A 25,858-nucleotide genomic window follows, 5' to 3' on the forward strand; every position below is an offset into this window, starting at 1 on the left:
ATTATAGTTTTTTATTTTTCACCAAAATTTTTGAACTAAACACCAGACCTTTCAGTTCCTCATCTGTATGTTTTTTAGTCAATAAACTGACCACTACGTTGATAATAACACCTAATAGGAAAGACCACCATGAAATGTAAAGAAATGGATCTTCTATAGTAAAAAAATGTTCTTTAAATACATTTAAGTATATGGCAAATCCAATTCCTACTATCAATGCGGAAAGACCACCCCACTGTGTAGTTCTTCTCCAAAATATACCCAATAACAGAATGGCGAATATGGGTCCCTGGAAATAAGACATAAAAGTTTGTATGGCCACATAAATACCCGGAAAATCACTACTTACGGGTGAAGTGGCTACACCAATAAGTAATAACACCAAAGTCGCGATCTGACCAACTTTTAAATAATGCTTATCATCCGCACCTTTTTTTATAAATGGCTCATAAATATCTTTCGTAAATAAGGTTGCCGTCGAATTTAATAATGAATCTACACTAGACATTAAGCCCGCGAAAAATGCGGCGAACATTAGTCCCACCAAACCTGGTGGCAATATGGATTTGATCATTAAGGGCAATGCTTGATCGCCGTCCGTTAATCCAGGATGAACTACTACCGCCATAAGACCAGGAAATAAAACCAATATGGGGATGAACATTTTAAGTGCAGAACCAAAAATCATACTTGCTTTTGCATGCCATTCATTTTTTGCAGTTAGACAGCGTTGTACAATAGACTGGTTACCGATCATGTACGCATTGGCCATTACAAAGGTTAGGCCGAATAAAATTCCGGTCCACGGGAACGGGGATTTCGTGTCTTGAGGTTGAATAATGTCGAAATGGGTTTGGTATTCAGGTCCCATTGTGCTAATTTTTTCAACCATATTATCCCAACCTCCGACCTCATATAAACTTAGAAACACCAGCGCGAACCCACCTATGAACATAATTACAAATTGTACGACATCGGTCATTATAACCGCAGTAATGCCTCCAAAATAGGTGTATAGCCCAACTACTCCTGCGGTGGAAATAATAGAAATCCAAATGGGCCAGCCCATAAGTACATTCAACAATACCGCACTGGCCCAAAAAAGCACCCCCAGATCCAAAGCAAAAAACAGTATCCACGTTACGGAAGCAATGGTTCTCACCTTTTGGTTATATCTTCTTCCTAAATATTCAGGTATGGTGTACATACCGCCTCTCCAGAAATAAGGAATAAAAATAAAAGCGGACAATAACATGGCAGGAACAGATCCCACCCAATCGAAGTTACCTACAGAAATACCATATCGATAGGCCTGCCCTGAAACACCCACAAAATCTAAGGCCCCGATATCCGATACTACGATGGACATCCCAATGGCCCAAAATGGCAGGCTTTTGCCTCCAAGAAAATAATCTTCTGAATTATTGACGAACTTTTTAAAGTAGAGACCCAATAGCAGCATGCCAACGATGTAGGCTATAACAATAAAATAATCAATTCCTGCGAGCATAATTTACATTTTATTAGTACGCACAAATTAACTTGAATTGAAGATAGCGACTTTGTTATATCTTATTTTATTTACATGTTATATTATCTTTTACCGTGCTTTTTTATAGATTAATGACATAATTGAGTTAAAATATATATAATCGGACTCATGGTTAAAAGTTCAAGATTGACCTAATTTCGACGAATCCGATACTTTTTGTTATTGACGTTTAATGAATTCTTCCTAAAGAACAGTCCTCAAAGAATGCACAAAGTAACATTGATTTTTACTGAGAATCTTAGTTATACCAATTCTAACTACTGTTGGTATATAACCCATTTTACACTACTTAGATTTTACCTTGTACTTATAAATTTTTTTAGATAGTCCTGAAAATTTCCATTGGAGTGAGAATAGAAGTTTTATCACTATTGAATTGGAATTTTTGTATAAGTCATAAAAATGTAGTAAGCATCTCTAATTACCCATTAAATAAGGGTTGTTCATATAAAATCCATTAAAACAAAAGTAGGATTTTTACTATAATCGAGGATTGATGAAACTAATGCAATATTAACCTTACATTAAATATTTGGTTAAATAACAGCGTAAAGGGATAAAATATCATATGAATATAATATGATACCATGTGTTTTAACATAAATTTTAGAATAGATTTGTTTTGGTATAATAACTAAACTAAATATTATTTTAATCGAACAACTATGAAAAAAAGAAACTTACAATGGTTGGCGTTTCTTCTGTTAAGCATGTTTTTTGGTATCGCACATGCGCAACAAGAGATAACAGGAGTCGTCAGCAGCGTTGATGGAGAATTATTGCCCGGCGTTTCAGTGGTGCTGAAAGGAACGATAACGGGCGTCTCTACAGATTTTGATGGAAACTACAGTATTCAAGTGCCTGGTGATGATGCAATTCTAGTATTTTCTTATTTAGGGATGACTACTCAAGAAGTAGTTGTCGGTAACCGCGCTACTATAAATGTGGTGATGGAGACTTCTTCCCAAGCCTTGGATGAGGTAGTCGTAACCGCATTGGGAATTTCTAGGGAGAAGAAATCCCTTGGGTATTCGGTGGCAGAAGTGGACGGGAGTGATATTACGACCGTTACGCAAGAAAATGCTTTAAATGCCTTGAACGGTAGGGTTTCCGGGGTTCAGATTAATTCCACTGGTGGTGCGGGTTCTACGGTAAGTGTTGTTTTGCGTGGAGCCTCTTCATTAACAACCGATAACCAACCATTATATGTAATCGATGGGGTGCCACTTCAAAGTAACCTTACCAATATAGGTAGTGTAGGTAGTGGTGTCGCCGTAGATTACGGTGGCGGTATTAGTGATATTAACCCAGATGATATTGCGAATGTCTCAGTATTAAAAGGGCCCAGTGCAGCGGCATTATATGGTTCTAGAGGGGGTAACGGAGTCATTTTGATTACCACAAAATCGGGTAAGAAAAGTAAGGGCTTGGGCATTTCCTTTAGCTCTAGTAACGTATATGAAACACCGTATAAATTTTTGGAAAAGAATACTCTTTTTGCAAATGGAAGTCGACCAGATCCTACGATTACACAGATTGATGAAAATGCATCGGGCTGGGTAGGACCTGAATTGGATAAGGGTTTGAGTGCAATACAATGGCCTTATACCGCAGAAGAGATAAGAACTGGTGTTGGTGTTCCAAAGCCATTGACGTCTAGAGGCAAGAACAATGCTAAAAATTTCTTTGAATCTGCTATCACTTCTACCAATACGATATCACTCCAGAACAATACCGATCGTATGAACTATCGTATGTCTTATACGAATATGAGACATGAAGGTTTTATACCGAATTCTGATCTAGAGCGAAATAGTTTTACCATTAACAGTGGTTTTGATGTTAATGACAAATTAAAAATAACCTCAAGTCTAAATTATGTGGTCTCTGGCGCAGATAACAGACCGTCGACGACCGATAGAAATGCAAACCCTTTGCAGGCAATTTATGATATCAACCCTCATATTGACGTCCGCGATATGAAAGATTATTTGTTGAAAGAAGATCAAAGGTTAGTAGAAGGTCAAATTCAGAACACTCCTTATAATTTAGGCGATGATCCATCTGAGTTTGAATATAACAACCCTTATTTTATTGCCAATGAAATTAACAATGGCTTTAAGAGAAAGAGAGTATATGGTAATGTTCAAGCAGATTACAAATTTTCTGATAAACTTTCTTTAATGGCACGTTATACGTATAATGATAGTCGTGAGTTACGGGAAACTAAAATTTCGAGTGGCTTCAAGAGTGAGAGAAATGGAGCCTATGGTATCGTTAATATCGATGGGGTTGAAAGTAATGCTGATTTTTTATTATCCTATAGGGATAAATTATCTGAGAATTTTAATTTTGGATTATCGGGCGGAGGTAATGTTAGAAACGTAAGTAATGGTTATTTATCGACCCAAACTAAAAATGGAGGTTCTGGATTGATTATACCAAATCTTTTTATTTTATCGAATATTGCGGCAGATAATATTGAGTACAAAGAAACCTATTCAAAAGAACGTGTAAATAGCTTGTATGCCCTAGGTAATATTAGTTATAAAGACATGATGTATGTTGATGCAACACTTAGAAACGATTGGTCAAGTACATTACCTGAGAGCAATAATAGTTTCTTATATCCGTCAGTTTCAACAAGTATTTTGGTAAACAATATATTTAATCTCGGTACAGAAGTGTCCTTGTTCAAACTAAGGGTAGGGTGGGCACAAGCGGGTAATGATACCAGTCCGCACAATTTATTTGCAATTCTCGAAAATTCAGGGGGTTGGGGTCCTGCTGCACAATTGACGGTACCTAAGGATTTGAAGAACGACAAGATTAAAGCAGAGCTTAACACCTCAACCGAATATGGTATCGATTTGTCTCTATTTAAGAATCGCTTGACCATGGACTTTACATATTACGAGTCAAATAATGAAAATCAGATATTTCAAAAAGCGCTTCCACTTAGTTCTGGTGCGGCAACAAAACTTTTTAATGCAGGTAATTTGAACAGCACGGGTTATGAAGCCAGTTTAGGAGGGATTCTAATTGATAAAACAGACTTACGTTGGAACATGAATTTCACTTTCTCTACCAATAAAACGATTATTACCGAATTAGCCGAAGGTACCGACTTTGTAAAGTTTTGGGGGGAAGCAAAAGGAGGTGCATATACCTGGGTAGGTGAAAGAGTAGGTCAGATTATTGACCGCGATTTCGTAAGGGTAGACGATCCTAATTCTCCCTATAATGGGTGGCCATTGTTAGACGATGAAGGTTGGGAGAATAGTGATAGTAAGCTATCTGACGAAGATGGAAAAAGAGTAGCTCCCGTTATCGGAAATTACAATCCAGATTTTAAGGTAGGTTTACAAACTTCTATACAATATAAAAATTGGAACTTATCCATGAACTTTGACTGGAGAAAGGGCGGGCAGTTTGTTTCGCAAACGCATCGCTACTATGAGTCTGACCTCCAAACAAAGAGGTGGCTTAATAAAGTTGTTGACTTGAGCGATGTGGGCGATATACCTACCTATATCAAAAATAACGCTGATCGGTTTTTATCGCCAAACGGGGAGTTTTATCCACTGGTTGGTGGACCAACAGCTGAATATGGTGGTTTTCCAGTTGACGGTTTAAATGATGGTGTATTTCTGCCTGGGGTAATCGGTTCTTATGATGACAATGGTAATTTTGTGGCGACCCAAGAAAATCTTGGTGGGCCAGGTACACAATACCATACCTATGGAGATAACTATGCTTGGGATTTTACAAGAGCTTCTACTTTTGACGCCGATTATGTAAAACTTAGACAGATTTCAATTGGCTACACGTTTGATAGAAAATTTTCTCAGAAAATCGGGATGAGTAATTTATCACTTTCCTTGTTCAGCCGTAATATCATTTTATGGACCAAAGCGGGAATCGACATAGACCCAGAATCTGCTTTTCAAACTTCTGGAGGAAAACTTTCACAGGGTGTTGAACGGTTCAATATTCAACCATGGGCAATTCCAGTAGGTATCAAATTAAACGCCAGTTTCTAAATAAATATTAAAAAATAAGAATATGAAATCAGTTAAAAACATAGCTATTGCATTTCTATTGATTCCATTATTGCTTGTAGTTTCCTGTGATGATGACTTGGTAGAAATAAATGAGAACCCCAATGGAGTCGAGCCAAGTTTGGCCGATCCCAATCTATTAATGAGCTCCGTAATGACAGGGCTTGCCACAAGTACGACGAGAAGGGGCTATGGTGAAGACACGGGTAATGCCGCTCAGTTTACCCAACGTGATTCGTGGTCAAACAATCGATATGATTGGGAGACGGGTACCATCTGGTCCGATAATTATGAATTATTAAGAACGAACAAAGTGGCTTATGATAGGGCGGTAGCGCTTGGTTTACACTTTCATGAGGGGGTTTCATTGGTCTTGAAATCCATGTTGTTCGGTAATCTCACCGATTACTATGGTGACATCCCTTACTCGGATGCCTTAAAAGGGAAAGACCTGGAAGGCGAACGACCAACTTACGATGCACAAGAAGATGTCTATAAGGGGATTATTGCAGATTTGGAAACGGCTTCGGAACTTTTAAGTGCTTCAGATTATCAAGGAGTTATTAAAGACCAAGATTTATTTTATGGAGGTGACGCTTCAAAATGGCAAAAATTGGCCAACTCTTTAGCGTTACGCTATTATATGCGATTATCTGAAAAACTACCCGCTTTTGCTCAAGCCGGAGTGACTAAAACACTTATAAAACCATTGATCAGCGAAATCGATGATGAATTGGTGTTAAGCTATATTGGTGGAATTAAAGAGCAATCATGGCCCAATAGTGGTCAATTTGGTACGGCATCAGAGTTTTATCGTGTTAAGCCTTGTACCACCTTAACAGATAAATTAAAGGAATTGGACGACCCCAGAATCTCAGTTTGGTTCGCGCCGGTTGAAGTGCCTACAAAAGTTGTACCGGCAGCTGAGGTACCAGGTGGGGGAGATATAGCGGAGAGCGACGGTGTACGCTATATCAATGAAGAAACGTTGGAGGCCAATGATTATGCCATATATGCTGAAGAAACCTACGCCGAAGATTTATTGGCAGGCAAAAAACTAATTGACACGAGCAGCGTGTATGTAGGTCTGCCAGTGGCAGTTAGCAGTACTGATCCTTATGAGTATAATCTAAATTCAGAAGGTTCCAGAGGTGGTACAAATCCTTATGTATCAAGAATGAACGAAGTATTCAATCAGAAAGAAGATGGTGGGAACCTGCTCAAATCTAGATTGTTTTCTTATGCCGAAGTATCTTTTTTAAAAGCCGAAGCAGCGTTAAGGGGCTGGGGTTCTGATGCAGAAGGAAATTACCTGGAAGGAATCAAGGCTTCTCTAGAGGTGTGGGGTGTTGGCGATGCTTATGAAGATTATATTAAAACTACTGGGGTTGCATTTGATGGTACTTTGGCTATCATCATGCAACAAAAATGGATTGCTAATATGTTCAATGGAGATGAAGCTTATATGGATTGGAGAAGAACAGGACTACCAGATTTAAAAGCAGGGCCATTTGCTCGTGAAGATGTTATGCCCTTGAGATTCGTTTATCCTAGTGATGAAATTAATATAAATAGTGCTAATTATACTGTTGGTGCGGCTTCATTAGAAGACACTCCTTATAGCAGTACCGATCCCAATGACAGTCCTTATGCAAGACCATGGATCGTACAGGGTGTGGCAAAACCTTGGTGATAGAGAGTACAGGCAATAGAGTTATATAACATTTTGTTGTTAGTGTTAGTTTTTAAATTGCCTGGGTTTTCCCCAGGCAATTTTATATAGAAAAGTTTTTGTCGTGACAATGTACTCTTCATCCGCTTGTTGGAAATGGTTTATAACAAGCGATTAGTATAACGATTAAAAAGTAGTTACGTAATAAACTAAAAGAACGATTGTTAAATAGGGGATTTTACAGGTTATCCTGTATGGATAGCTATTTTGATCACTTGGTTTTAGAAGAAACAGTTAGGGGTTTTGAGCTAGGGTTTGGTTATGTGAAGAAACTCAATACGAATTAAAGAATAAAGACAGTGCAAAAAGTAATAGTAGTTTTATTGATAATGGGTTTGACCTTCTCTTGTAAAGAACAAGAAAAGGATGCTATAGACCTTTCAAAAGCAACAATTTTGATTTCTTCAGGGATTCACTCGCCCATGCATGAAACCTTAGAAAATGTGTTGGTAGAGGAAATAGAGAAACGTACGGGTATTGAACTTGTTACATCAAATGATTTAAGTCCCGATACAACCATAGCTTTAGTCTTACAAGGTGAGACTGATTTTTTTGGGGAAAAGGTACCTGCCACTGAAGGTGAAAATGGTTCCGTCATAAAAAAGGAAGGATTTCATATTGTGCATAAAAAATATGGGAAAAGGAATATTGTATGGATTGTTGGAGCCGATACACGAGGAGTGCTATATGGTATTGGTAAACTGTTACGAATTGCTGACATGGAATCTGGTCAAATAGAAATAGCCAATGACATTGATATAGTTTCAGCACCTGAATACCCACTTCGCGGACATCAATTCGGGTATCGGAATACCGCGAATTCTTGGGATGCTTGGACGGTTGAGCAATTTGATCAGCATTTTCGTGAACAAGTTCTTTTTGGGGCGAATAGTTTTGAGAATATTCCTTTTCAAGACGCATCCTCGAGCGTTCATTTTAAGATTGATCCTCAGGAAATGGAAGTACGGTTGAGTGAAATCTGTGAAAAATATGATGCCGATTATTGGGTGTGGACACCAGCTCCTCATGATTTAAACGTCCCAAACGCGCATCAATTAGGTTTAGAGGAGCAAGAAGCATTCTATGCCAGGTGTCCAAGACTTGATGGGGTCTTTGTGCCTGGAGGGGATCCCGGGGATAACCATCCTTCTGAGTTAATACCTTACCTAAAAGACTTATCGGAAGTATTAAAAAAGTACCACCCCAATGCTGGAATATGGGTTTCGCTCCAAGGTTTTAACGAGGAGAAAGTGGCTTATTTTTTCGACTATCTTAAAACCAATAATCCAGATTGGCTTAAAGGACTTGTATACGGCCCCAGTAGTCCGCCAATCGATTTGGAGCGTGAACTTTTACCCGAACATTATTCACATCGTTTTTATCCTGATATTACCCATACCGTACGGTGTCATTATCCTGTCGAGCGCTGGGACCAAGCGTTTGCATTGACTTTAGGGCGTGAACCCTGTAATCCACTTCCGCTTCAATATGCCAAGTTGTTTAAAAGGGACGCTGGCTATACCGATGGCTTTATAACGTATTCTGACGGCTCTCATGATGATGTAAATAAAGTAGTTTGGAGCCAATTGGGTTGGGATTCCCAACAAGATGTCCATGATATTATTTTTGAATATTGTCACTTTTTCTTCGGTGCAGAAATTGCGGAAGAAGCCACTACAGGAATCTTTGATTTGGAACAGAATTGGGTGGGGCCTGTCGCAACTAATAACAGAATCTCCGAAACCTTGGCTCTTTGGAAAAAAATGGAATCACAACATCCAGAATTATCTGATAATTGGAGATGGCAACAATTGGTTATGCGTGCTTATTATGATGCTTATATTAAAGAAAGGCTTACCTATGAAAAAGGGCTGGAGATAAAAGCTTATGAGGCTCTTGCCGATGCTAAAACAGTGGGGGTGGAGAGCGCTATGGGCAATGCCATGGTCTATCTGGAAAAAGCGGATAAAGAACCCGTAGGCCAAAATTTAAAGCAGAAAGTGTTTGATTATGCAGATGCATTGTTTAATGCCATTGGTGCACAGACCAGTGTGCCCAAATATAATGCCAGCGGTGCCGAGCGTGGGGCCATATTGGATTTTATAGATTACCCATTGAACAATAGATGGTGGCTTCAAGATGAATTTGAAAAGGTTAGGGCCTTGCAAACGGAAAAGGAAAAATTGGAAAGACTCGAATTTATCAGGACTTATGAATTTCCGGGCAAAGGAAGCTTTTATGACAATATTTCAAGTGCCGATGCTAAGCATGTTACCTCACAAACTGATGACGCCATTGACTATCTCTGGGAAAATAATGGGTTAAGTAGAAAAAGGCTGTCCACCCAATTATTTCAGTTTTCTCCTACGCTGGTATATGACGAACTTGATGCTAATTCAAATTACCTTATACGTGTATCTGGTTATGGAGAAGCACTTTTAAGGGCTAATGGTGAGAGGTTAAAACCTACTAAATATGAAAAAGGCTTTGAAGAATTTAAAGAATTTCCGCTTCCTAAAAATCTTATTCATGACGGAAAATTAAAAATAACTTTCGACAAACCTGATGAAGACCATCTGAATTGGAGAAAGCAATCGCGGGTCACCGATGTATGGATTTTGAAACAATAAGGTACATGCGCTTGGGATTTTCACGGGCAATCGTTCCTTTTAAAACAATAATAATCGGTTTAGTCTATAGAGTGAAATGCCAAACGGTATTTTTGGATAATTCGAATTAGATATTTTTACAATCATCAAAATATTCCATTTCATAAAATGAACACTTTAAAACGTTCTATTTTTTCACTGACTATTGTAATTTACTTCCTTTTTAGTTGTAAAGACCATATTGCACCCCAAGAAAATAGCATGACCGAAAAACAGATTACCTTCAACGCAAAGACACATGCGCTGGATAACAACGATAATTTTTCTCCTGATGGGCGATTTTTATGCTATGACACCCGGTACATGGTGTTCAATACCAATCTTGCAAATTGTAAGTCCATTGAAAAAGTGGAAATTGCAACGGGAAAGGAAACCGTATTATGGCAACCCGAATCGATTTCGGGAGAAAATGCCGCTCCTGGAGTTGCGGCCGTTTCTTATCATCCAATGGAGAACCAGGTGATTTTTATACATGGTCCTCAGTTAGAAACAATTTATGAAAGAGGATACTATGATATTCGGAACAGGAGCGGGGCTATCGTTAGTGCAAACGGAAAGGGAGAATTGTCAATGGCCGATTTAAGGGATGTGTCCACAAACGAACCTACAACACCGGGAGCGCACCGTGGAGGTACCCACCGACACGAATATACCAGGAATGGAGAACGTATCGGTTTCACCTATGACGATTTCCTACAGCAGGATTATGATCGCACCATTGGTTATATGGAAGTGAATAAAAATGCGCCAACAGGCTTCAGTCATTATTTTGCCGTATTATTGAAACCTGCTAAGAAAGGTGAATCAAAGCCAGGAGAGATTGAAAAGGCATACGGGGATTCCTGGGTGGATTCTTTGGGTTCAAAGCGGGCTTTTATCGGCAAAGTACGCGCCGAAAATGGAGTGGATTATGAAACGTCGCTTTTTGTGGCAGAAATACCGGACTCAGTCGATATTACTACCGCATATTCTGGTGATGAAGATACCTATCCAGAGCCGCCAAAGGGAGTTAAGATAACAAGGTTGACCCATACTACAAATGATGAGGGTATCGTTCGAGGGTCTTATTCGGGAAAACAGATCGCTTATCTGTCCAAAGATGATAAAGGTATATTTCAGGTATTTGTTATTCCCGTTGATGGTTCTGATATAGCCAAGTCTATGGAGAAAAGGCCTAGGCAGGTGACTTATTTTACAACAGATGCCAGTTATCTGCGCTGGCATCCTTCTGATCAGTGGATATTCTCAATAAGCAATGGAAAAGTGTATGCCAGTTATGTTGGTGGTTCCGAAGGTTTCGGAAAATCAATGCTCTTAACTCCAAATGAATTGGACCGCGAAGCTTTAGTGGTTTCTCCTGATGGAAAGATGTTGGCATACAATGTTGATATACCTAGCAGCGATACATCTCGTATATTGGATGGTAAACCGCATAATGAATATAAGCAGATATTCATTATAGAGCTGTCAGATACTTTCTATGGTGCCAGCAAATAATAGAATAACGGTTTAACCTGAGGCTTGCTTGGTCGCTTTTGTATTGATTTCTTATTTCAAATATTCACTAAAATTGATTTCTTCAGACTTTATCTTAACCTCTTTTATTGAGGGATTAACTCATGATATTTTGCAAAATAATAAGGTAGAAGATAAAAAGTACCTTCGTGTTCGGCATACCCGTTTCCCTCTGAGTCATGTAAATTAAAAGCATCCCTATCTAAACGAACATGGCCTCGTTCATCGATTGGCAAGGCATAGGTGTCCACTCCCCATCCCATATCTTTTTCTTGCGTTGGTGTAGGGTCAAAAAGAACATCCAAACGATGTGTATTGTCCATTTCGTACCCGATAAGGTCTAAGGGTATTCTCTGTAACGTTTCTTTAATATACCTGCTGTCAAGACTACTTTTTCCATAGCGGTCAATAACCGATTGCGCAAACAATGGATTTTCTTTGAACAGTTCACTTGTATTAAAAAATCCCTCGTTTACTTTTTTAGTAAAGGTGTTTGCCAATGCACCATAAAGGCCATCCCAAAACGCATTTTTTTGTTTGCTGATATTTAGCCAAGCATATTCAAGGGATAGACGGTACATTATAAGAAGTTCAGGGTCTTTTTCATAATTGATAAGTCCATAGAAACTCATTAAACCAAGATTGTTATCCCATGGTACTACATTTTCTGGGGGAAAGAACTCTTTTGGGTGCATGGCATTTATATGGTAGTTTTCCTCATCACGCAATATCTTGGCCACTTCATCATACTTAGGATCTTCGGTGACATGACTGGCTACGTTAAGAAAGGAAAGCATCATCATAGAATTTAGACCACGTTGATCCCAACCCCAAATGGAATTGAAATAATCGGGGTCAAAACTACCCCAACGAGTCGGTTTACCATCGTAATCAACTAATTTAAAACTATGGCGGATGAGGTGGTCTGTAATGTCGGCTACTACTTGTTTGACCGCAGCTTTTTCCTGCTCTGTTTCGGCTACCAAATCATAATAGATTCCATAGTAGAAATAATGTCCTGCCAATTCATCGGAGCTGGTATCACATTTCCATCGGTATTTACCGTCTTCACTCAAAGGAAATCTAGGAAATATATCTTTCCAAAAGGGGTCAGTTTTCTGATGTCTTTTATTGGACTCTTTACTGTAGTTTTCATTGACGGGCTCATGCCAATCAATAGGTATGATGACACGGGCAGGAAAACCTGGTTCTGGGGTAATGTCTACCAACCACTTTATGGCCTCAAAACTTCTATCGGCAATTTTTTTAGCTTCCTTGTCTCCTGTTATGGCATAGCGAAAGGCCTGTGCAGCTCCATACATGGCGGTATACTGGCCATCATTATCTGAAATAGCAAGTTGATAACTGTCTTTGTTGAACTGCTCTTTGAGTTCGTTTTGGCATATAAAGCCCATTCTAGAATGTCTGTCCTCGGTTAATTGTGTAAAAAAATCTGCCTTTTCCTCATAGGTTATCTCTTTGGAAATAATTTGACCAATACCTTTATTCGTAGCGATCCATGCAGTGCCATTTTGATCTACGGCGATATCATTTACTTCATTGCCAGGTAACCAACGTCTTGATGTTCTATAATAAAACTGATTATTTTCTGCTCTGATGGCCCCATTTTCAGTGCCGAACCAAACCACGCCGTTCTGGCCTGCGGCCGCACAGGTGAATTTGTTGAAGGGAACCCCTTCTTTACCAGTGAACAAGCGCCATTTTCCGTTGGTATATTTTCCAATACCTTCTCTGGAACCGAACCATAGAATTCCTTTAGAATCAACTATTAGGGCTGCGACATTTTTCAAAGCCCAGCTATAATTTTCATCCGCAGGCAATACCTGTTTCCATTTGTTTTTATTCATTGATCTAAAAAGACCGTTTTCACAACCAATATAAGTCTCACCTTTATAATTTACTTGAGAGAGTATGTTACCCGAATCTTCGGGCAAGTTTTTTAATTTGGAAACTGCTTTTGGCTGCAAATGTCCTTTTGACTTTAGCCATTGTTCTCCATCCCATTTATATACCTCGCCCAGCACAATGGCTAGGGGATTGTTGTTTTGCATAAGTATGGTGTCAATGGAACCTTCGGATAACCCTTGTTCGCTACCGTGCATAACGGCAACATCTTGATGGAATTTGTCATTTTCCACAATCGGTTTTAACGAGGATTGAAGTAAAACGATAATGCCTAATAGAATGGCTTTCATACTGTATGTGTTGAATAAGTAAGTTCTTTTTAAACGTTGGTGAGAATTATATTTAAACTTGTGGTTCGCTTATTACTCCCAAATATCTTCCCATCCAATAGGGTAGCAGCCAAATATCGCCAGCAGAATATTCTTCGGTACCATCACGACCAACTCTATCTAAGCGAAACATATTTCCATTGTGGCGTTGTATAGGACGCTCATCAGGTGGTAGAACCTCCTTAATCGTTTGCTCTCTAAAATTAGGTTCAATAGGTTCTATATCTTTTCTATGGCTGTTGGAGATATCCCAGGTGATTAAATCCATAGGATGTTCACGAAGATACCATGCAGCTTCTTCTAAATCGAAATTCGAAGTGCCAGTTAATGCCGTCATTATATTCCATGCACCTTCTTTTTCAGGGCGCTCTATTTCCCAATGGTCGATTATGGCCTTTTTATATTTGGCCTTTAGCGTATCATTGAAAGCATAGTTATACAAACCCCAATAGCCCACAAAGTACATTTCATCATCGGAATGGTTCCATGATTCCGAAAGCATTTTACTCCAATCGTCCGCATCATCGGGAGCGTAAGTAACATCTTTCATGGGCCACATCAGGTTGTCTAAATACCCATGATTATCCATAAGATCAAAAGCTTTTTCCTTATACTTTTCTTTTCCTGTAAAATGATATGCTGTCTGCAACATGGCTATAATATTGGAGGCGTTTATCTTACGGTCACCCACCATTTTAGGCCTTTCATTAACATATGTGGGATTCCATCTACCCCAAGTGGTAGGTTTGCCGTCGTAATCTACCATATACAAATCATTACGAACAATGTGGCTCATTAAAGTGTCGATAAGGGTGATTGCGCGGTCTTTAAGTTCGTTATCCATAAGTTCGGCCATAACGCCATAGGCGAAAATATGTCCTATAGCCTCATCACTGCTAGTGGTGGCTTTCCAATCCCATTGAGAATCGCTTGAATGCTGCCAACGGTCTGGGTCATGTAATTTTTCTATATATCCACTGCGTTCAAATGAACGTGACGGAAAACCGGGTACAGGGTTTATACTGAATAAGCGCTCCATGGCATCCATTGATTCTTTACAATTTTGCAAGGCATCATCAGATTTGGTCACTGCATACCTAAAAACTTCACCAGCCAAATACATGGTTGTCCAAAGACCATCATTGTCAGAATCTGAAAGTCTTCCAGAATCAGGATTCCCATTCTCCAAATCAACTAAAGAAGCATTAAATCCTAAACGAATATGCCTATTTCTAACCTGTTGTTCATAATATTTCGCTTTATCGAAAAGAGTCATTTCTTTGAAAACTATTTGGCCCAGCCCAGCATTTGTAAGGATCAAAACTGAACCGTCAATTCCTTTTGAAATATGGGTTACATGATTTCCGGGCAACCAACGTTTCCCGTAGTAGTAATCATATGTACCGTTATCGCGTAATTTAAAAGCACCTTTGGTAGAACCGAACCAAAGTTGACCATCAATGGTGGTCATAGTCGTAATTTCATCAAAAGGAAGCTTTTTCTCCACCGATCCAATTTGTTCACCAGACGATGGATCAATAGTGAAATAACCAGCTTTTGTTCCGACAATCAAATTATTATCCCAAAGGGTTAAAGCGGTGAGGTCCTTCTTTTGATACAAGGTTCTTAATTCGCTCGTAGTAGTGTCAAAGCTGGCAATTGATTTTTGTCCTAAAATCCAGAAGTTTTTACTGTTTTCATCAAACAAGATGTCTTGTACTTGATCGTTTGCCAATGTGTCTTTCCAAGGTGCTTTTGTCTTGGACAAAAATTGCAACGTAGTACCGTCACTAATTAAAAATTCAAAATCATTGCCCGCGGCTAAAGTAAAGGCGTTTGGCAAGTCATGAGGAAGATAGAGGGCACCGGCCCATGAATTACTGAATACGGCTTTGTCATTTATATAAACAAATTGATTTTTATATAGGGTGATATTTTTTACGTGCATATCGGTCAGCGGACGATAGGTTTTGTCTAGGACCAGTAAACCGGGATATAAAAATTGCCCATCGTGTGTACGTAAAATTCCTTCTGAAGATGAAACTTGAATTACCTTATTCCGATCCATGAAAACCCTTGAAAAAGAAGTTTCATTATTTGGTGTGCTGAATTTTACAGAAAAATCTTGTTTATAGGGCGCATCTTTATAAACTGGAATTGAAGTGGTTTCTTTTTTTTCTATTTTGCTTCCGCACGATAAAAATAGGAGTGAAACTGCCCAAATGCAGTACTGGTTGACTTTTCTCATACAATCATCAAAAATTAAAAGGTTTGGTGGTAGGTTTTAAAGGTCCATTTAAGAACATAGCTTAAAAGGACCTTTACAAATGAACCTTTTTTTGAGGGACTTTATTTCCTATATATTATATGATTTACATGGTATTTTATCTTAAAATGGCTTTAAGGATAATTTTTCATGAATTAGTGTTAATATAGTTTAAATATTTATTTTATTGACATGGAAGGAGGTGTTTTAGAGATGCCCCATGTTTTGTTAGCTTTCGGTCCCATTTTAAATTGTAGCGTACCCCCTTGGGTGATTTCGTGATGGGTAATCCATGTTCTATCGAAGGGCTTTCCATTCAAGGTTGCCGATTGAATATATTTGTTCTCTTTAGAATTGTTAATTGCACGAATGATAAAAGTCTTGTTCTTTTCTGGTTTTAGTTTTACTTCTCCAAAAAGAGGGCTGCCAATGGTATAGGTTGAACTTCCGGGTGCCATAGGATAAATGCCCATTGAACTTAAAACGAACCATGAAGAAAGGGAGCCCATATCGTCATTACCGGGCAGGCCACCTGGACCAATTCTATACATTTCTTCAGCTACTTGTCTGGCCCTATATTGGGTTTTCCAGGGTTGACCTGCATAATTATACAAATAAGCTACGTGGTGAGACGGTTGGTTGCCGTGCACATATTGACCAATAGTACCAACTACGCCCACATATTTTGGAGGGGTAATCACGGGACTCATTTCAAAAAAAGTATCAAGCTTTTCAATAAACTGATTTTTATTTTCAAAGAGATCTATGAGACCTTGTGGATCATGTTGCACGGACCAAATGTATTGCCATGCATTAGATTCGGTATAATGACGGTTTGGGCGACGCCCTACTAACAATGGGTCAAAGTACTTATAATAGCTATGGTCACCACTTTTAACAATTTCTTGTTCATTTACACCTAGCTCAGGTAAAAATTCACCATCATATTTCTTAGGCCTCATGAACTTGGTTTTAGGATCCCATACATTTTTATAATTGTAAGCTCGTTGGGCAAATAGTTCGTAATCCTTTGTTTTGCCCAGTTCTTTGGCTAATTGCGCAATGCACCAGTCATCATAGGCTAACTCAAGGGTGTTGGGTACGGCCTCGGTTACTTTGTCGATCGGGGCATATCCTTTTTCTAAGTAATAGATAAGCCCCGATCTACCAGCTTCATAGGAAACCGGGGCTTTAGGAAGTTCCAATGCTTTCTTTCGCATGGCTTTATATAAGAGGTCGATGTCAAAATCCCGATAGCCTTTTGCATAGGCATCCACAATGATAGGAATCAAATGGTCGCCCACCATAGATTCGCCGTACACATTTAAAAAATGCTGTGCAGGTAACCAGCCATAGTTTTCTACTTTGGCCACAATCGATTTTATATAATCATTAACATGTTCTGGCGATACCAATGTCATTAAAGGATGTTGCGTTCTATAGGTATCCCAACAAGAGAAAGACCCATAGAAATCAAATCCTTTTGCTTCATGTATTTCTCCATCAGAACCAAAATACTTACCATCCACATCTTGCGAAATGTATTGGGACAATAAGGATCTATAAAGTGCCGTGGTGAAAATTTGTTTTTGATCTTCAGTGGCTTCGCTTATGGTTATTTTGGAAAGTTCTTTATTCCAGATGTTTTTTGCGTTATCCTTTATTCTGTCAAAATCCCAATCTGTAATTTCTTGTTGTAAATTTTTTCTGGCGCCTTCAATGCTGGTATATGAAATGCCCACTTTTACCAGTATCTGTTCATTTTCTTTGGTATGGTACTGTACAAAAGCCCCGATTTTATCACCTACTTCCACATTCTTATACGGAAAAATGCTACCGTCTGATTCTGGGGTTTTGTAACTAGCATCGAACGTGCCGTAGTACAAAAATGGTTTACTGAATTCGGCTACAAAAAAGACTTTTCCTAGGCCTGCACCTTTTGCGCCTTCTATGCGGTTATTATCTATAATTTTTAGTTCAGACAGTTCACCTTTGGTCATTGTGCCAATTTGATGCCCTACATCTAAAATTATTCGCGAGTTCATTGATTTTGGAAAGGTGTAACGATGAAATCCAGCTCTCTGTGTAGAAGTTAACTCAGCGGTGACATCATAATCTTTAAGCTTGACGGAATAATAACCAGGTGTTGCCATTTCATCTTCATGGTCAAAACGGGAGCGGTAACCGGCATCGGGATTTTCTAAAGAACCCGGCACAATTTGTAATTTAGTACCTGTGGTAGGCATCAATAGTATTTCTCCTCCATTGACCATACCAACTCCACTCCAATGGGTATGACTAAAGCCCATCATTGAACTTTCTGAATATGCATATCCGGCGCAGTAGGTCCAACCTTCTGTATTAATGTCAGGACTTAGATGGACCAAAGCATTGGGCAGCGAAGGACCTGGAAAAGTGTGTCCGAAAAAATCTGTACCAATAAAGGGATCCACATAATCAACAGGTGCTTTGGTTTGGGAATAACCTGTTTGGTAGAATAAAACTAGAATAAAAGTGAATCTACATATTAATTTATCGAAGTATTTCATGCATGAATCTTATTGTTTTGTAAAGCTAATGTCGTTGTAAAATAGTATTGAGAACGAATCTGAAAAACCTACGAAGACGACCCGTAAAGAATTTTCACCTCTCACTACAAATATATAGTAGTATTGAAACTTGGTAAGGCAATATTTAATGCAAACAAGATAAAATAGCCGAAATAGAATAGGGGTGGTTGCACCTATATTTGCAACAAAACCTATCCACAGAAATAAGGTCTGTCTTCAAAAAGCACCGTGGTATTAAGAGGAGATTATGGGAAGAAATGAAAGTTCAAGCAGACGAAAATTCTTAAAAAACTCGAGTTTAGCCGCTGTTTCGGTGTCTTTTCTACAAAGCTCCTGTAAAGAGGGCTTGGTTATTCCAAAAGAGTACGAATCTGAAGATTCTTTCGAGTTTGCCTTTTTAACGGACATCCATATTAAGCCCGAGATGAATGCGCCAAAGGGATTTCAAATGGCCATAGATAAAGTAAATGAACTAAACCCTGACTTTGTGTTGACTGGTGGGGATCTTGTATACGATGCAATGCGAGGAGATTACAAAAAGTGCGAATCTCTATTTACGTTATATAAGAAGATGAGCGAAGGGTTTAAAATGCCTGTGTATAATTGTCTAGGAAATCACGATTTGTTTGGGATCTATGAAGAAAGTCCTGAATCGGACGCTCATCCAGATTATAAATATGGCATGTGGGAAAGGCATTTCGGAAAAACATATTATTCGTTCGATCATAAGGGTTGGCACTTTATAACCCTGAACTCGTTAGATGTAACCGAGGATAAAAAATATAGGGGATTTTTTCATGATGAACAGTTACTTTGGTTAAAGGGAAATCTTGAAAAGCTTGAAAAGTCGACGCCTATTGTTCTAACGACTCATATCCCTATGATGTGTGGTTTTACACAATTGAATGGTGGGCAGGGGAGTAGGACCGTAGCCAATGCTCCTCAGGTCTTTAAACTATTAGAAGGATACAACTTAAAGTTGATATTGCAAGGACATATCCATTGGAAAGAATATGGAGCGGTCAATGATCGGTTTCAATTTATTACAGGAGGTTCAATTGCCGGTAACGGATGGAAGGGAAGACGCCATAATACAAAAGAAGGGTTTGTGAAAATTAGCGTGAAGGGAAACGACTTTTCATGGGAGTACGTAGATCACGGATGGGAGAGTGAACGCCTAAAATTGAATAAAGACTTAATGGATAAAGTCTGATGCCAGATTAAAAAGGGAATGATTAAGATTCTTAAAACCAGTAGAAAAATAATGAAAATGTCTAGGATGAAGTTTGTTTATATTGTACTATTTCCCATATTGAGGATGTATGCCCAAGACGATACCACGCAATTGGTAAAACCTAAGAACGGAAATACGTATGTTATTGCTCACCGGGGCGCACACCTTTCTGTTCCTGAAAATACCATTGCAGCCTACGAAAATGCCATAAACATGGGCTGTGATTTTGTGGAGATTGACCTAAGGAAAACCAAAGACGGGCATTTCGTAAGCGTTCATAATGAAACCGTAGATGCTTATTTTGATCATAAATCGGGTAGGGTAGGTGATTTTACACTTTCCGAATTAAGAGATACTCCATTGGGGAAGAATAGTAAGGGCGATAATGAATATGTTCCCACTTTTGAAGAGATATTACGTCTATGCAAAGGTCGTATAGGCATTTATCTAGATTTGAAGGAAGCCGATATCGCAAGTCAAGTGCAACTCATTAAAAAATACGGTATGGAACACGATATTATTTGGTATATCTACCCAGACAGTGAAAAAGAGATTATGACCATTCAAGAATTGTGTAACGCATGCTGGATAATGCCAGACCCAGGTCCAGAAAAAAAATTACTACATTTTTTGAAAAAGATACAACCAAAACTCATTGCAAGCGACATGAGTGAATTGACAGAGAGTTTTGTTGCAACGGCTCATGTCAATGGTAGTAAGGTTTTTGTTGACGACAAGAAAGGGAATGAAGAAGAATGGTTACAAATGATTTCTTGGGGTACCGATGGCATTCAAACCGATCAGCCTGGAAAGCTAATTGAATTACTGAAACGGGAATATGAGTAAAGCAAATATTGGCCTTTTAAAAGATTCTCTATGGATAGCCATTTGTATTAGAAACCGTGATGCAATGAACTTTACTTTATAGTATTTTCAAGAATAATAACAGAGGGACTTTCGGTCAGCCATCTTTTACTGAGCCCTGTAGTATCGCCCTTGGCAAGAAATTGCACAAAAGAACCTAAAGCCAAATCTATATCACCATCTCCATCGATATCGCCGGCATCCATAACGATCCACCTGCCTTTTGAGGCCTGTGGAAATGAAGAGGCTTCAAAGTTTAAATCACCTGTGTTCTCTAAATAAACAAAGCTCTCTTCTGGCTTGTTTAAATAATCGGGAAAAAATGAAATAATGGCGATATCTAAATCACCATCTTGATCGTAATCATTTGAGATGGCTTTGTACGCACCGTTTTGTGGATAGAAAAATGCCTTTTTAAAATTCAAATGACCGTCATTTAAGAAAATATAACTGCCGTGATAATCTTTTAAAAAGGGAGTTTTGTCGGCATTATCACCACATACATATAAAATGTCATCAAAGCCGTCATCATTAAAATCAGCCAGTTCTATACCCTGACTTCCGTTAAGGGGTGAAAATGAAAGTAATTGCTTTTCTATAAAATTACCTTTACCGGTATTCTCAAAATAAAACACCCCCTCGTTACCTTGTGCCATGAGTACGAAGATATCATTGAAACCATCTGCATTGTAATCCTTTACGATAGCTTTAATTGCACCAGGGGCGTTTTTAAGAAGATGTGCTTGATACGCACCATTACTCTTTTTTTCGTACCAAACCAATTTACCGGTTAGATCACCATATTCACATGCAAGAATATCTTCAAGTCCATCAGCATTCAAATCTCCATATGCCATATGTACAGGCCGCTGCATGTTTTTGATTATAGGTGACTTTAATTGTATGGCTTCTGCTTTATCAGTAAAACTGAGCTGTTGAACTGCGCCATCTGACAGGTCATTCGGAAAAATATTTCGACCAATAGTGGTTAAATAAACAGTGTCGGCGGTTTCATGATAATGAATAGGCGTATTTCTAAGCAACACACTTTGTCCCTTTTTCAAATCGGTGTTCAAAAAAGTCAATCGATTATTGTTGCGTTTACTATCACTAAAAACAAGCCCTTTTTTATGTGACAGAATTTTAACCATGGCCGTCAACGGGGGGCTATCCGCAAAAGAAGCCTCTTTGTACTTAAAATGTTTCAGTGTTTTGGCTATAGGAGTGTTTCGCTGTGGTGTAAGAATAACTTCTGGTGAATTTTCAATATAATAATTAATTAGTTTTTGCCAATCATCTCTTGCTAGTAAAGCTTTTTCAGGAAAAATTGTTGCTTTTTTTACGACTAAACTATTTCGTGGAGATCCAAAAATACTATCTGGTTGTTTACTCCCATTATAGATGCCTAATCTATTTCCCATAGCGGGCAATACATCGGCTTCCCAGACAGCTTTGGATAATGCGGTTGGCGGCACGTAAGTGTGGCATCTCGCACAGTGTATTTGGGCAAGTTTCTGTCCAGAAAGACCCGAAACCGGCAAGTTGTCCTGGGCAGGTTTTTTTAATTCTTTTTTTTCCGCACATGAAAAAAGTAGACCTACCAATACGTAAAATGGAATGAGTTTCTTCATACATACAGACTTTGAACTTACCGATAACAAACGTAGGCAATATCCTTTATTTCATCCAATAAAGGGGATAGCTGAATACTATATTTATACTCTTAAAAAGATTTTGTTCTTGTATAGATAGTATAGAAAAAGCCATTCCAATGTGATTCTCCCCAAAGTTAATATTACATCACCATATGCGCCGGAAGGCTTAGCCACGAAGCCAAACAAAAATTCGGATGCATGCCAGAAATCGATGATTTGTAATCCTAAATATATAGTTATGGAATTCAATCCTATAACCCTGAAAAAGAAAGTCCAATTTCGCCATTTGAGAACATCGATAACGTAATAGAATAAAGCCATTAGCAGAAAACTAATTCCAGCAGTCAGCATGTTGAAGGTGACCGTCCATATTTTTTTCACGATCGGATATACAGGCGAAATCAAAATTGCAAGAAAGATGAACATAATTCCTATACCGACCAACAAACCCGTTTTTCTTTGCGGCGAACTTATTTTATTGCGAAGAATGAATCCGGCAAAGGACCCTAATAATACGACCGTCGTCGCTGATACGATCGATAGTATTCCTTCAGGATCGTAAGTGCCGTAAATTAATTTTCCGGGTAAAAAATGTTGATCAATCCATGCGTTGATGCTACCTTCTGGTGTGATGATACCCGCCCCGAAACTTGGGACTGGAGTAAATAATTGCAGCAGGGTTATGCTCACCATAATACCGATTAACCAAAGTATTCGCACTTTGATCGTTTTGGTGTATAAAACGATAATCGCGGCAAAGAAATACCCTATTCCTATTTGTGACAATACACTTAAATAGCGTAAATCTGAGAATCCATTTTTTAATATTCCATTGTAAATGAGTCCGAATAGAACGAGTAAGATCATTCTTTTGAAAACTTTCTTGAGTAAGACTGGTCTTTCTACGCCACTCTCCAATTTACTGATGAGTGCAAACGGAATTGCGACACCAGATATGAACATGAATAACGGAAATATCAGATCTTCGAAGTGGAACCCTTCCCAATCCGCATGGTGCATTTGTTCGGCAAGGACTTCGACCCACTTCCATTCTGTGGCCTTGGCAAGTGCACCCAACAACGATCCACCACCAATAATCCAAAACATATCAAAGCCGCGCAGCGTATCCAGAGAAAATAATCGCTCTTTCGGGTCAGCATTTAGTTTGGTTTTCATTTTTGGTATTTAGTTTCAAATTATAATATGGCAAACCATTTTTAACGATGGGATGTCATTATGAAGAGTGGTTTTTGAAATATTGGCATTTGATCATAATATGCAGGCATTAAGTTTTTAAATTTAGGCTATAGCAAATTGAATCGATGCAAGCTTTTTGCCTTTTGTATGTTGTAAATTGACCTTAATGGTATAGCTCGTTTCAAAAGAAGGAGGTTATACGTATTTGATGAATTAAAGAGCTATCGGTTTATCCCATAAATAGGTCCATAGGCTTTGCAGGCCCTATAATCCTGCCCTTCTTTATCGGTTCCAAAAGATGACCATACAGCGGGCCTAAAGATATCGCTCTCATCAACATTATGCATATTCACCGGTATGCGTAGCATAGCGGCCAAGGAAATCAAATCGGCACCAATATGACCATAACTTATGGCGCCATGATTAGCGCCCCAATTGGCCATTACGGTATACACATCTTTAAAAGCACCTTTTCCGGTAGTGATGGGAGCGAACCAAGTCGTGGGCCAGGTGGGGTTGGTTCTATCATCTAAGGTTTTATGCACATCATCCTCCAAAACTACCGTCCAACCTTCTGCTATTTGTAAAACTGGACCTATGCCTTTTACCAAATTGACACGGCACATGGTTACAGGCATTTCTCCGTCAGTCTTAAACTGGGAAGAGTAGCCGCCTCCTCTAAAATATTCTTTAACCGCCTGTGGCCAACGGGTTGCATCCAAGCATTTTTTAGACTCTTCTTCAGTAATTTCCCAAAAGGGTTTCATTGCCGGATCACCTTTTTCGTTTCGTTGCTGGGCCGTCGCGTCCAAGGTGGTAGATCCTGAATTGATTAAATGGATGATACCATGCTTTGCCTTTCCTGTGAGTTCTTTCCCAGTTACCCGTTTTACCGATTCTGGACTCCAGTAGGTTCTTACATCGGAGAAGATTTGGGCCGTATTGGTCAATAAATGTCCAAAAAGCATGGATACTCCGTTTAAACTATCGTTCTCTGTGGCTACCATAAACGCCTGACGGATTCCATTCCAATCAAAAGAAGAATTTAATATAGCTTCGGGGAAATCGCCATTTGGCATGTGGTCGGTCCATTGCCGTTGCCCTTGAAAACCAGCAGCAATGGCATTTCGTCCAAACGCTTCCTCACCATATCCCATTTCCTTTAGTTTAGGGTTTCCAATCATAAGGTCTCTAATGATCAAGGTCATCTTTACGACAATTTCCCATTCCCATTCTTTCCTCGTTGCATCTCCCTTTAATTTATCAATATTGTGGTCTTTGCCCTCTTTACAATTGTCATAGGTCCATTGTAATGCTTTTTTGTATTCTTCTTGGTCATAAATTTGCTCCTCTATCCTCCGTGTAATCTCAATTTGATCCACAAATTCTGTCCGCATGCCTAAATAATCATGAAAGAAATTTTGGTCTACCATAGACCCAACAATTCCCATGGAAGAATATCCGAGCGATAGATAGGATTTACCTTTCATTTGGGCAACGGCCAAACCTGCCTTTACAAAACGCAGAATTTTTTCTTTTACGTCTTCATGAATTTCAGTGTCACCTGTATCTTGTACTTCACGACCATAAATGCTGAAAGTGGGCAATCCTTTTTGGGCATAACCGGCCAATGCTGCGGCAAGATAAACGGCACCAGGGCGCTCGGTACCGTTAAAACCCCATATGGCCTTTATTGTATTGGGATCGGCATCCATAACTTCTGTACCATAGCACCAAGCGGGTGTAACGGTCAAAGAGACCATAACCCCTTCACGTTCGAACTTATCGGCACACAGTGCCGCTTCGGCAACACCACCAATATTAGTGTCGGCGATTACACATTCTACCCTTTCTCCACTAGGAAACCTTAAGTTGTCTTCGATGAGTTTGGCGGCATTTTTCGCCATTTCCATGCACTGTAATTCTAGAGACTCCCTTACACCTCTTTCCCTTCCGTCAATTACGGGTCTGATTCCTACTTTTGGAAGTCTGCCTATTAATCTGTTGCTCATTTTTTGCTTTTTATTTTTATCCAAATATTTGATCTATTGTACACTTACCCTTTACAGGCGTTAATCCTAAAGTGGATAGTAAAATACTTTTCATGTCTTAAAATAGTTGAGTGAAAATCATTTTTAGTATTATTATATTGACCTATTACACAAAATTAAATTAAAAAAAACACCAATTAGGTTAAGATTTTATTGGTTTCGTGTAAAATACTTTCATCCGTAATTAATTGAAAATTATATATTTAACAGTATGGTTTTCTTGATTTTTAGTCAATA

The 25,858-nt window shown here is 38.8% G+C and carries 13 protein-coding genes and 1 pseudogene; 7 read left to right on the forward strand and 7 right to left on the reverse strand.

Translation table 11 applies throughout. From position 1 onward, the window contains the following. Position 1: 1 nt before the first annotated feature. Entirely contained in the window at positions 2 to 1,510 is a 1,509-nt protein-coding gene (locus ACNR9Q_RS11195; RefSeq protein ID WP_419211309.1) for a sodium:solute symporter family protein, read from the reverse strand. A 707-nt stretch (positions 1,511 to 2,217) separates the two neighbouring features. On the opposite strand from ACNR9Q_RS11195, the gene ACNR9Q_RS11200 reads away from it, so the two are divergent. The 5 genes and pseudogenes from ACNR9Q_RS11200 to ACNR9Q_RS11220 all read left to right on the forward strand — a co-directional run bounded on the left by ACNR9Q_RS11200 (position 2,218) and on the right by ACNR9Q_RS11220 (position 11,511). Further along, positions 2,218 to 5,595, forward strand: coding sequence for a SusC/RagA family TonB-linked outer membrane protein (locus tag ACNR9Q_RS11200; protein ID WP_419211310.1), 3,378 nt, complete (start codon positions 2,218 to 2,220; stop codon positions 5,593 to 5,595). Positions 5,596 to 5,617: 22 nt separating this feature from the next. Further along, positions 5,618 to 6,505, forward strand: a pseudogene (locus tag ACNR9Q_RS11205) (SusD/RagB family nutrient-binding outer membrane lipoprotein); the annotation flags it as partial. A gap of 324 nt (positions 6,506 to 6,829) precedes the next feature. After that, positions 6,830 to 7,306: a SusD/RagB family nutrient-binding outer membrane lipoprotein gene (locus ACNR9Q_RS11210; protein WP_419214273.1), complete on the forward strand. Its 477-nt coding sequence runs from the start codon at positions 6,830 to 6,832 to the stop codon at positions 7,304 to 7,306. 338 nt (positions 7,307 to 7,644) lie between these two features. Further along, positions 7,645 to 9,975, forward strand: coding sequence for an alpha-glucuronidase family glycosyl hydrolase (locus ACNR9Q_RS11215; protein WP_419211311.1), 2,331 nt, complete (start codon positions 7,645 to 7,647; stop codon positions 9,973 to 9,975). Positions 9,976 to 10,122: 147 nt separating this feature from the next. After that, positions 10,123 to 11,511 (forward strand): DUF3748 domain-containing protein, encoded by a 1,389-nt coding sequence (locus tag ACNR9Q_RS11220; RefSeq protein ID WP_419211312.1) that lies wholly within the window; start codon positions 10,123 to 10,125, stop codon positions 11,509 to 11,511. A gap of 104 nt (positions 11,512 to 11,615) precedes the next feature. Here the strand turns inward: ACNR9Q_RS11220 and ACNR9Q_RS11225 are convergent, their stop codons facing one another. The 3 genes from ACNR9Q_RS11225 to ACNR9Q_RS11235 all read right to left on the reverse strand — a co-directional run bounded on the left by ACNR9Q_RS11225 (position 11,616) and on the right by ACNR9Q_RS11235 (position 18,599). Continuing rightward, positions 11,616 to 13,745, reverse strand: a complete 2,130-nt coding sequence (locus ACNR9Q_RS11225) for a two-component regulator propeller domain-containing protein (RefSeq protein ID WP_419211313.1) — start codon at positions 13,743 to 13,745, stop codon at positions 11,616 to 11,618. Positions 13,746 to 13,797: 52 nt separating this feature from the next. Then, a complete protein-coding gene (locus tag ACNR9Q_RS11230; protein ID WP_419211314.1) occupies positions 13,798 to 16,032 on the reverse strand; it encodes a hypothetical protein in 2,235 nt (744 codons plus the stop codon). Between the two features lie 197 nt (positions 16,033 to 16,229). Continuing rightward, positions 16,230 to 18,599: a GH92 family glycosyl hydrolase gene (locus tag ACNR9Q_RS11235; protein WP_419211315.1), complete on the reverse strand. Its 2,370-nt coding sequence runs from the start codon at positions 18,597 to 18,599 to the stop codon at positions 16,230 to 16,232. Between the two features lie 268 nt (positions 18,600 to 18,867). On the opposite strand from ACNR9Q_RS11235, the gene ACNR9Q_RS11240 reads away from it, so the two are divergent. After that, complete coding sequence (locus tag ACNR9Q_RS11240; protein WP_419211316.1) at positions 18,868 to 19,833, forward strand: metallophosphoesterase family protein; 966 nt, start codon at positions 18,868 to 18,870, stop codon at positions 19,831 to 19,833. A 66-nt stretch (positions 19,834 to 19,899) separates the two neighbouring features. Next, positions 19,900 to 20,700 carry a glycerophosphodiester phosphodiesterase gene (locus ACNR9Q_RS11245; RefSeq protein ID WP_419211317.1) on the forward strand — a complete coding sequence of 267 codons (801 nt, stop codon included), beginning with the start codon at positions 19,900 to 19,902 and terminating at the stop codon, positions 20,698 to 20,700. Positions 20,701 to 20,771: 71 nt separating this feature from the next. On the opposite strand, the gene ACNR9Q_RS11250 is transcribed toward ACNR9Q_RS11245, so the two are convergent. From ACNR9Q_RS11250 to ACNR9Q_RS11260, 3 genes are all read right to left on the reverse strand, one after another. Further along, the gene (locus ACNR9Q_RS11250; RefSeq protein WP_419211318.1) at positions 20,772 to 22,349 is read right to left on the reverse strand and encodes an FG-GAP repeat domain-containing protein; all 1,578 of its coding nucleotides are present in this window, start codon (positions 22,347 to 22,349) and stop codon (positions 20,772 to 20,774) included. 84 nt (positions 22,350 to 22,433) lie between these two features. Next, positions 22,434 to 23,549 (reverse strand): acyltransferase family protein, encoded by a 1,116-nt coding sequence (locus ACNR9Q_RS11255; RefSeq protein ID WP_419211319.1) that lies wholly within the window; start codon positions 23,547 to 23,549, stop codon positions 22,434 to 22,436. Positions 23,550 to 23,791: 242 nt separating this feature from the next. Continuing rightward, positions 23,792 to 25,582, reverse strand: a complete 1,791-nt coding sequence (locus ACNR9Q_RS11260; protein WP_419211320.1) for an L-fucose isomerase — start codon at positions 25,580 to 25,582, stop codon at positions 23,792 to 23,794. Positions 25,583 to 25,858 lie beyond the last annotated feature (276 nt).

It is taken from the genome of Maribacter sp. X9 (assembly GCF_048537565.1).
Lineage (GTDB): Bacteria > Bacteroidota > Bacteroidia > Flavobacteriales > Flavobacteriaceae > Maribacter.

Excerpts from the sequence above, each read along its gene's own strand:
- ACNR9Q_RS11195 (WP_419211309.1), bottom strand. The coding sequence starts at position 1,510 with ATGCTCGCAGGAATTGATTATTTTATTGTTATAGCCTACATCGTTGGC.
- ACNR9Q_RS11200 (WP_419211310.1), top strand. The coding sequence starts at position 2,218 with ATGAAAAAAAGAAACTTACAATGGTTGGCGTTTCTTCTGTTAAGCATG.
- ACNR9Q_RS11220 (WP_419211312.1), top strand. The coding sequence starts at position 10,123 with ATGAACACTTTAAAACGTTCTATTTTTTCACTGACTATTGTAATTTAC.
- ACNR9Q_RS11225 (WP_419211313.1), bottom strand. The coding sequence starts at position 13,745 with ATGAAAGCCATTCTATTAGGCATTATCGTTTTACTTCAATCCTCGTTA.
- ACNR9Q_RS11230 (WP_419211314.1), bottom strand. The coding sequence starts at position 16,032 with ATGAGAAAAGTCAACCAGTACTGCATTTGGGCAGTTTCACTCCTATTT.
- ACNR9Q_RS11235 (WP_419211315.1), bottom strand. The coding sequence starts at position 18,599 with ATGAAATACTTCGATAAATTAATATGTAGATTCACTTTTATTCTAGTT.
- ACNR9Q_RS11240 (WP_419211316.1), top strand. The coding sequence starts at position 18,868 with ATGGGAAGAAATGAAAGTTCAAGCAGACGAAAATTCTTAAAAAACTCG.
- ACNR9Q_RS11245 (WP_419211317.1), top strand. The coding sequence starts at position 19,900 with ATGAAGTTTGTTTATATTGTACTATTTCCCATATTGAGGATGTATGCC.
- ACNR9Q_RS11250 (WP_419211318.1), bottom strand. The coding sequence starts at position 22,349 with ATGAAGAAACTCATTCCATTTTACGTATTGGTAGGTCTACTTTTTTCA.
- ACNR9Q_RS11255 (WP_419211319.1), bottom strand. The coding sequence starts at position 23,549 with ATGAAAACCAAACTAAATGCTGACCCGAAAGAGCGATTATTTTCTCTG.
- ACNR9Q_RS11260 (WP_419211320.1), bottom strand. The coding sequence starts at position 25,582 with ATGAGCAACAGATTAATAGGCAGACTTCCAAAAGTAGGAATCAGACCC.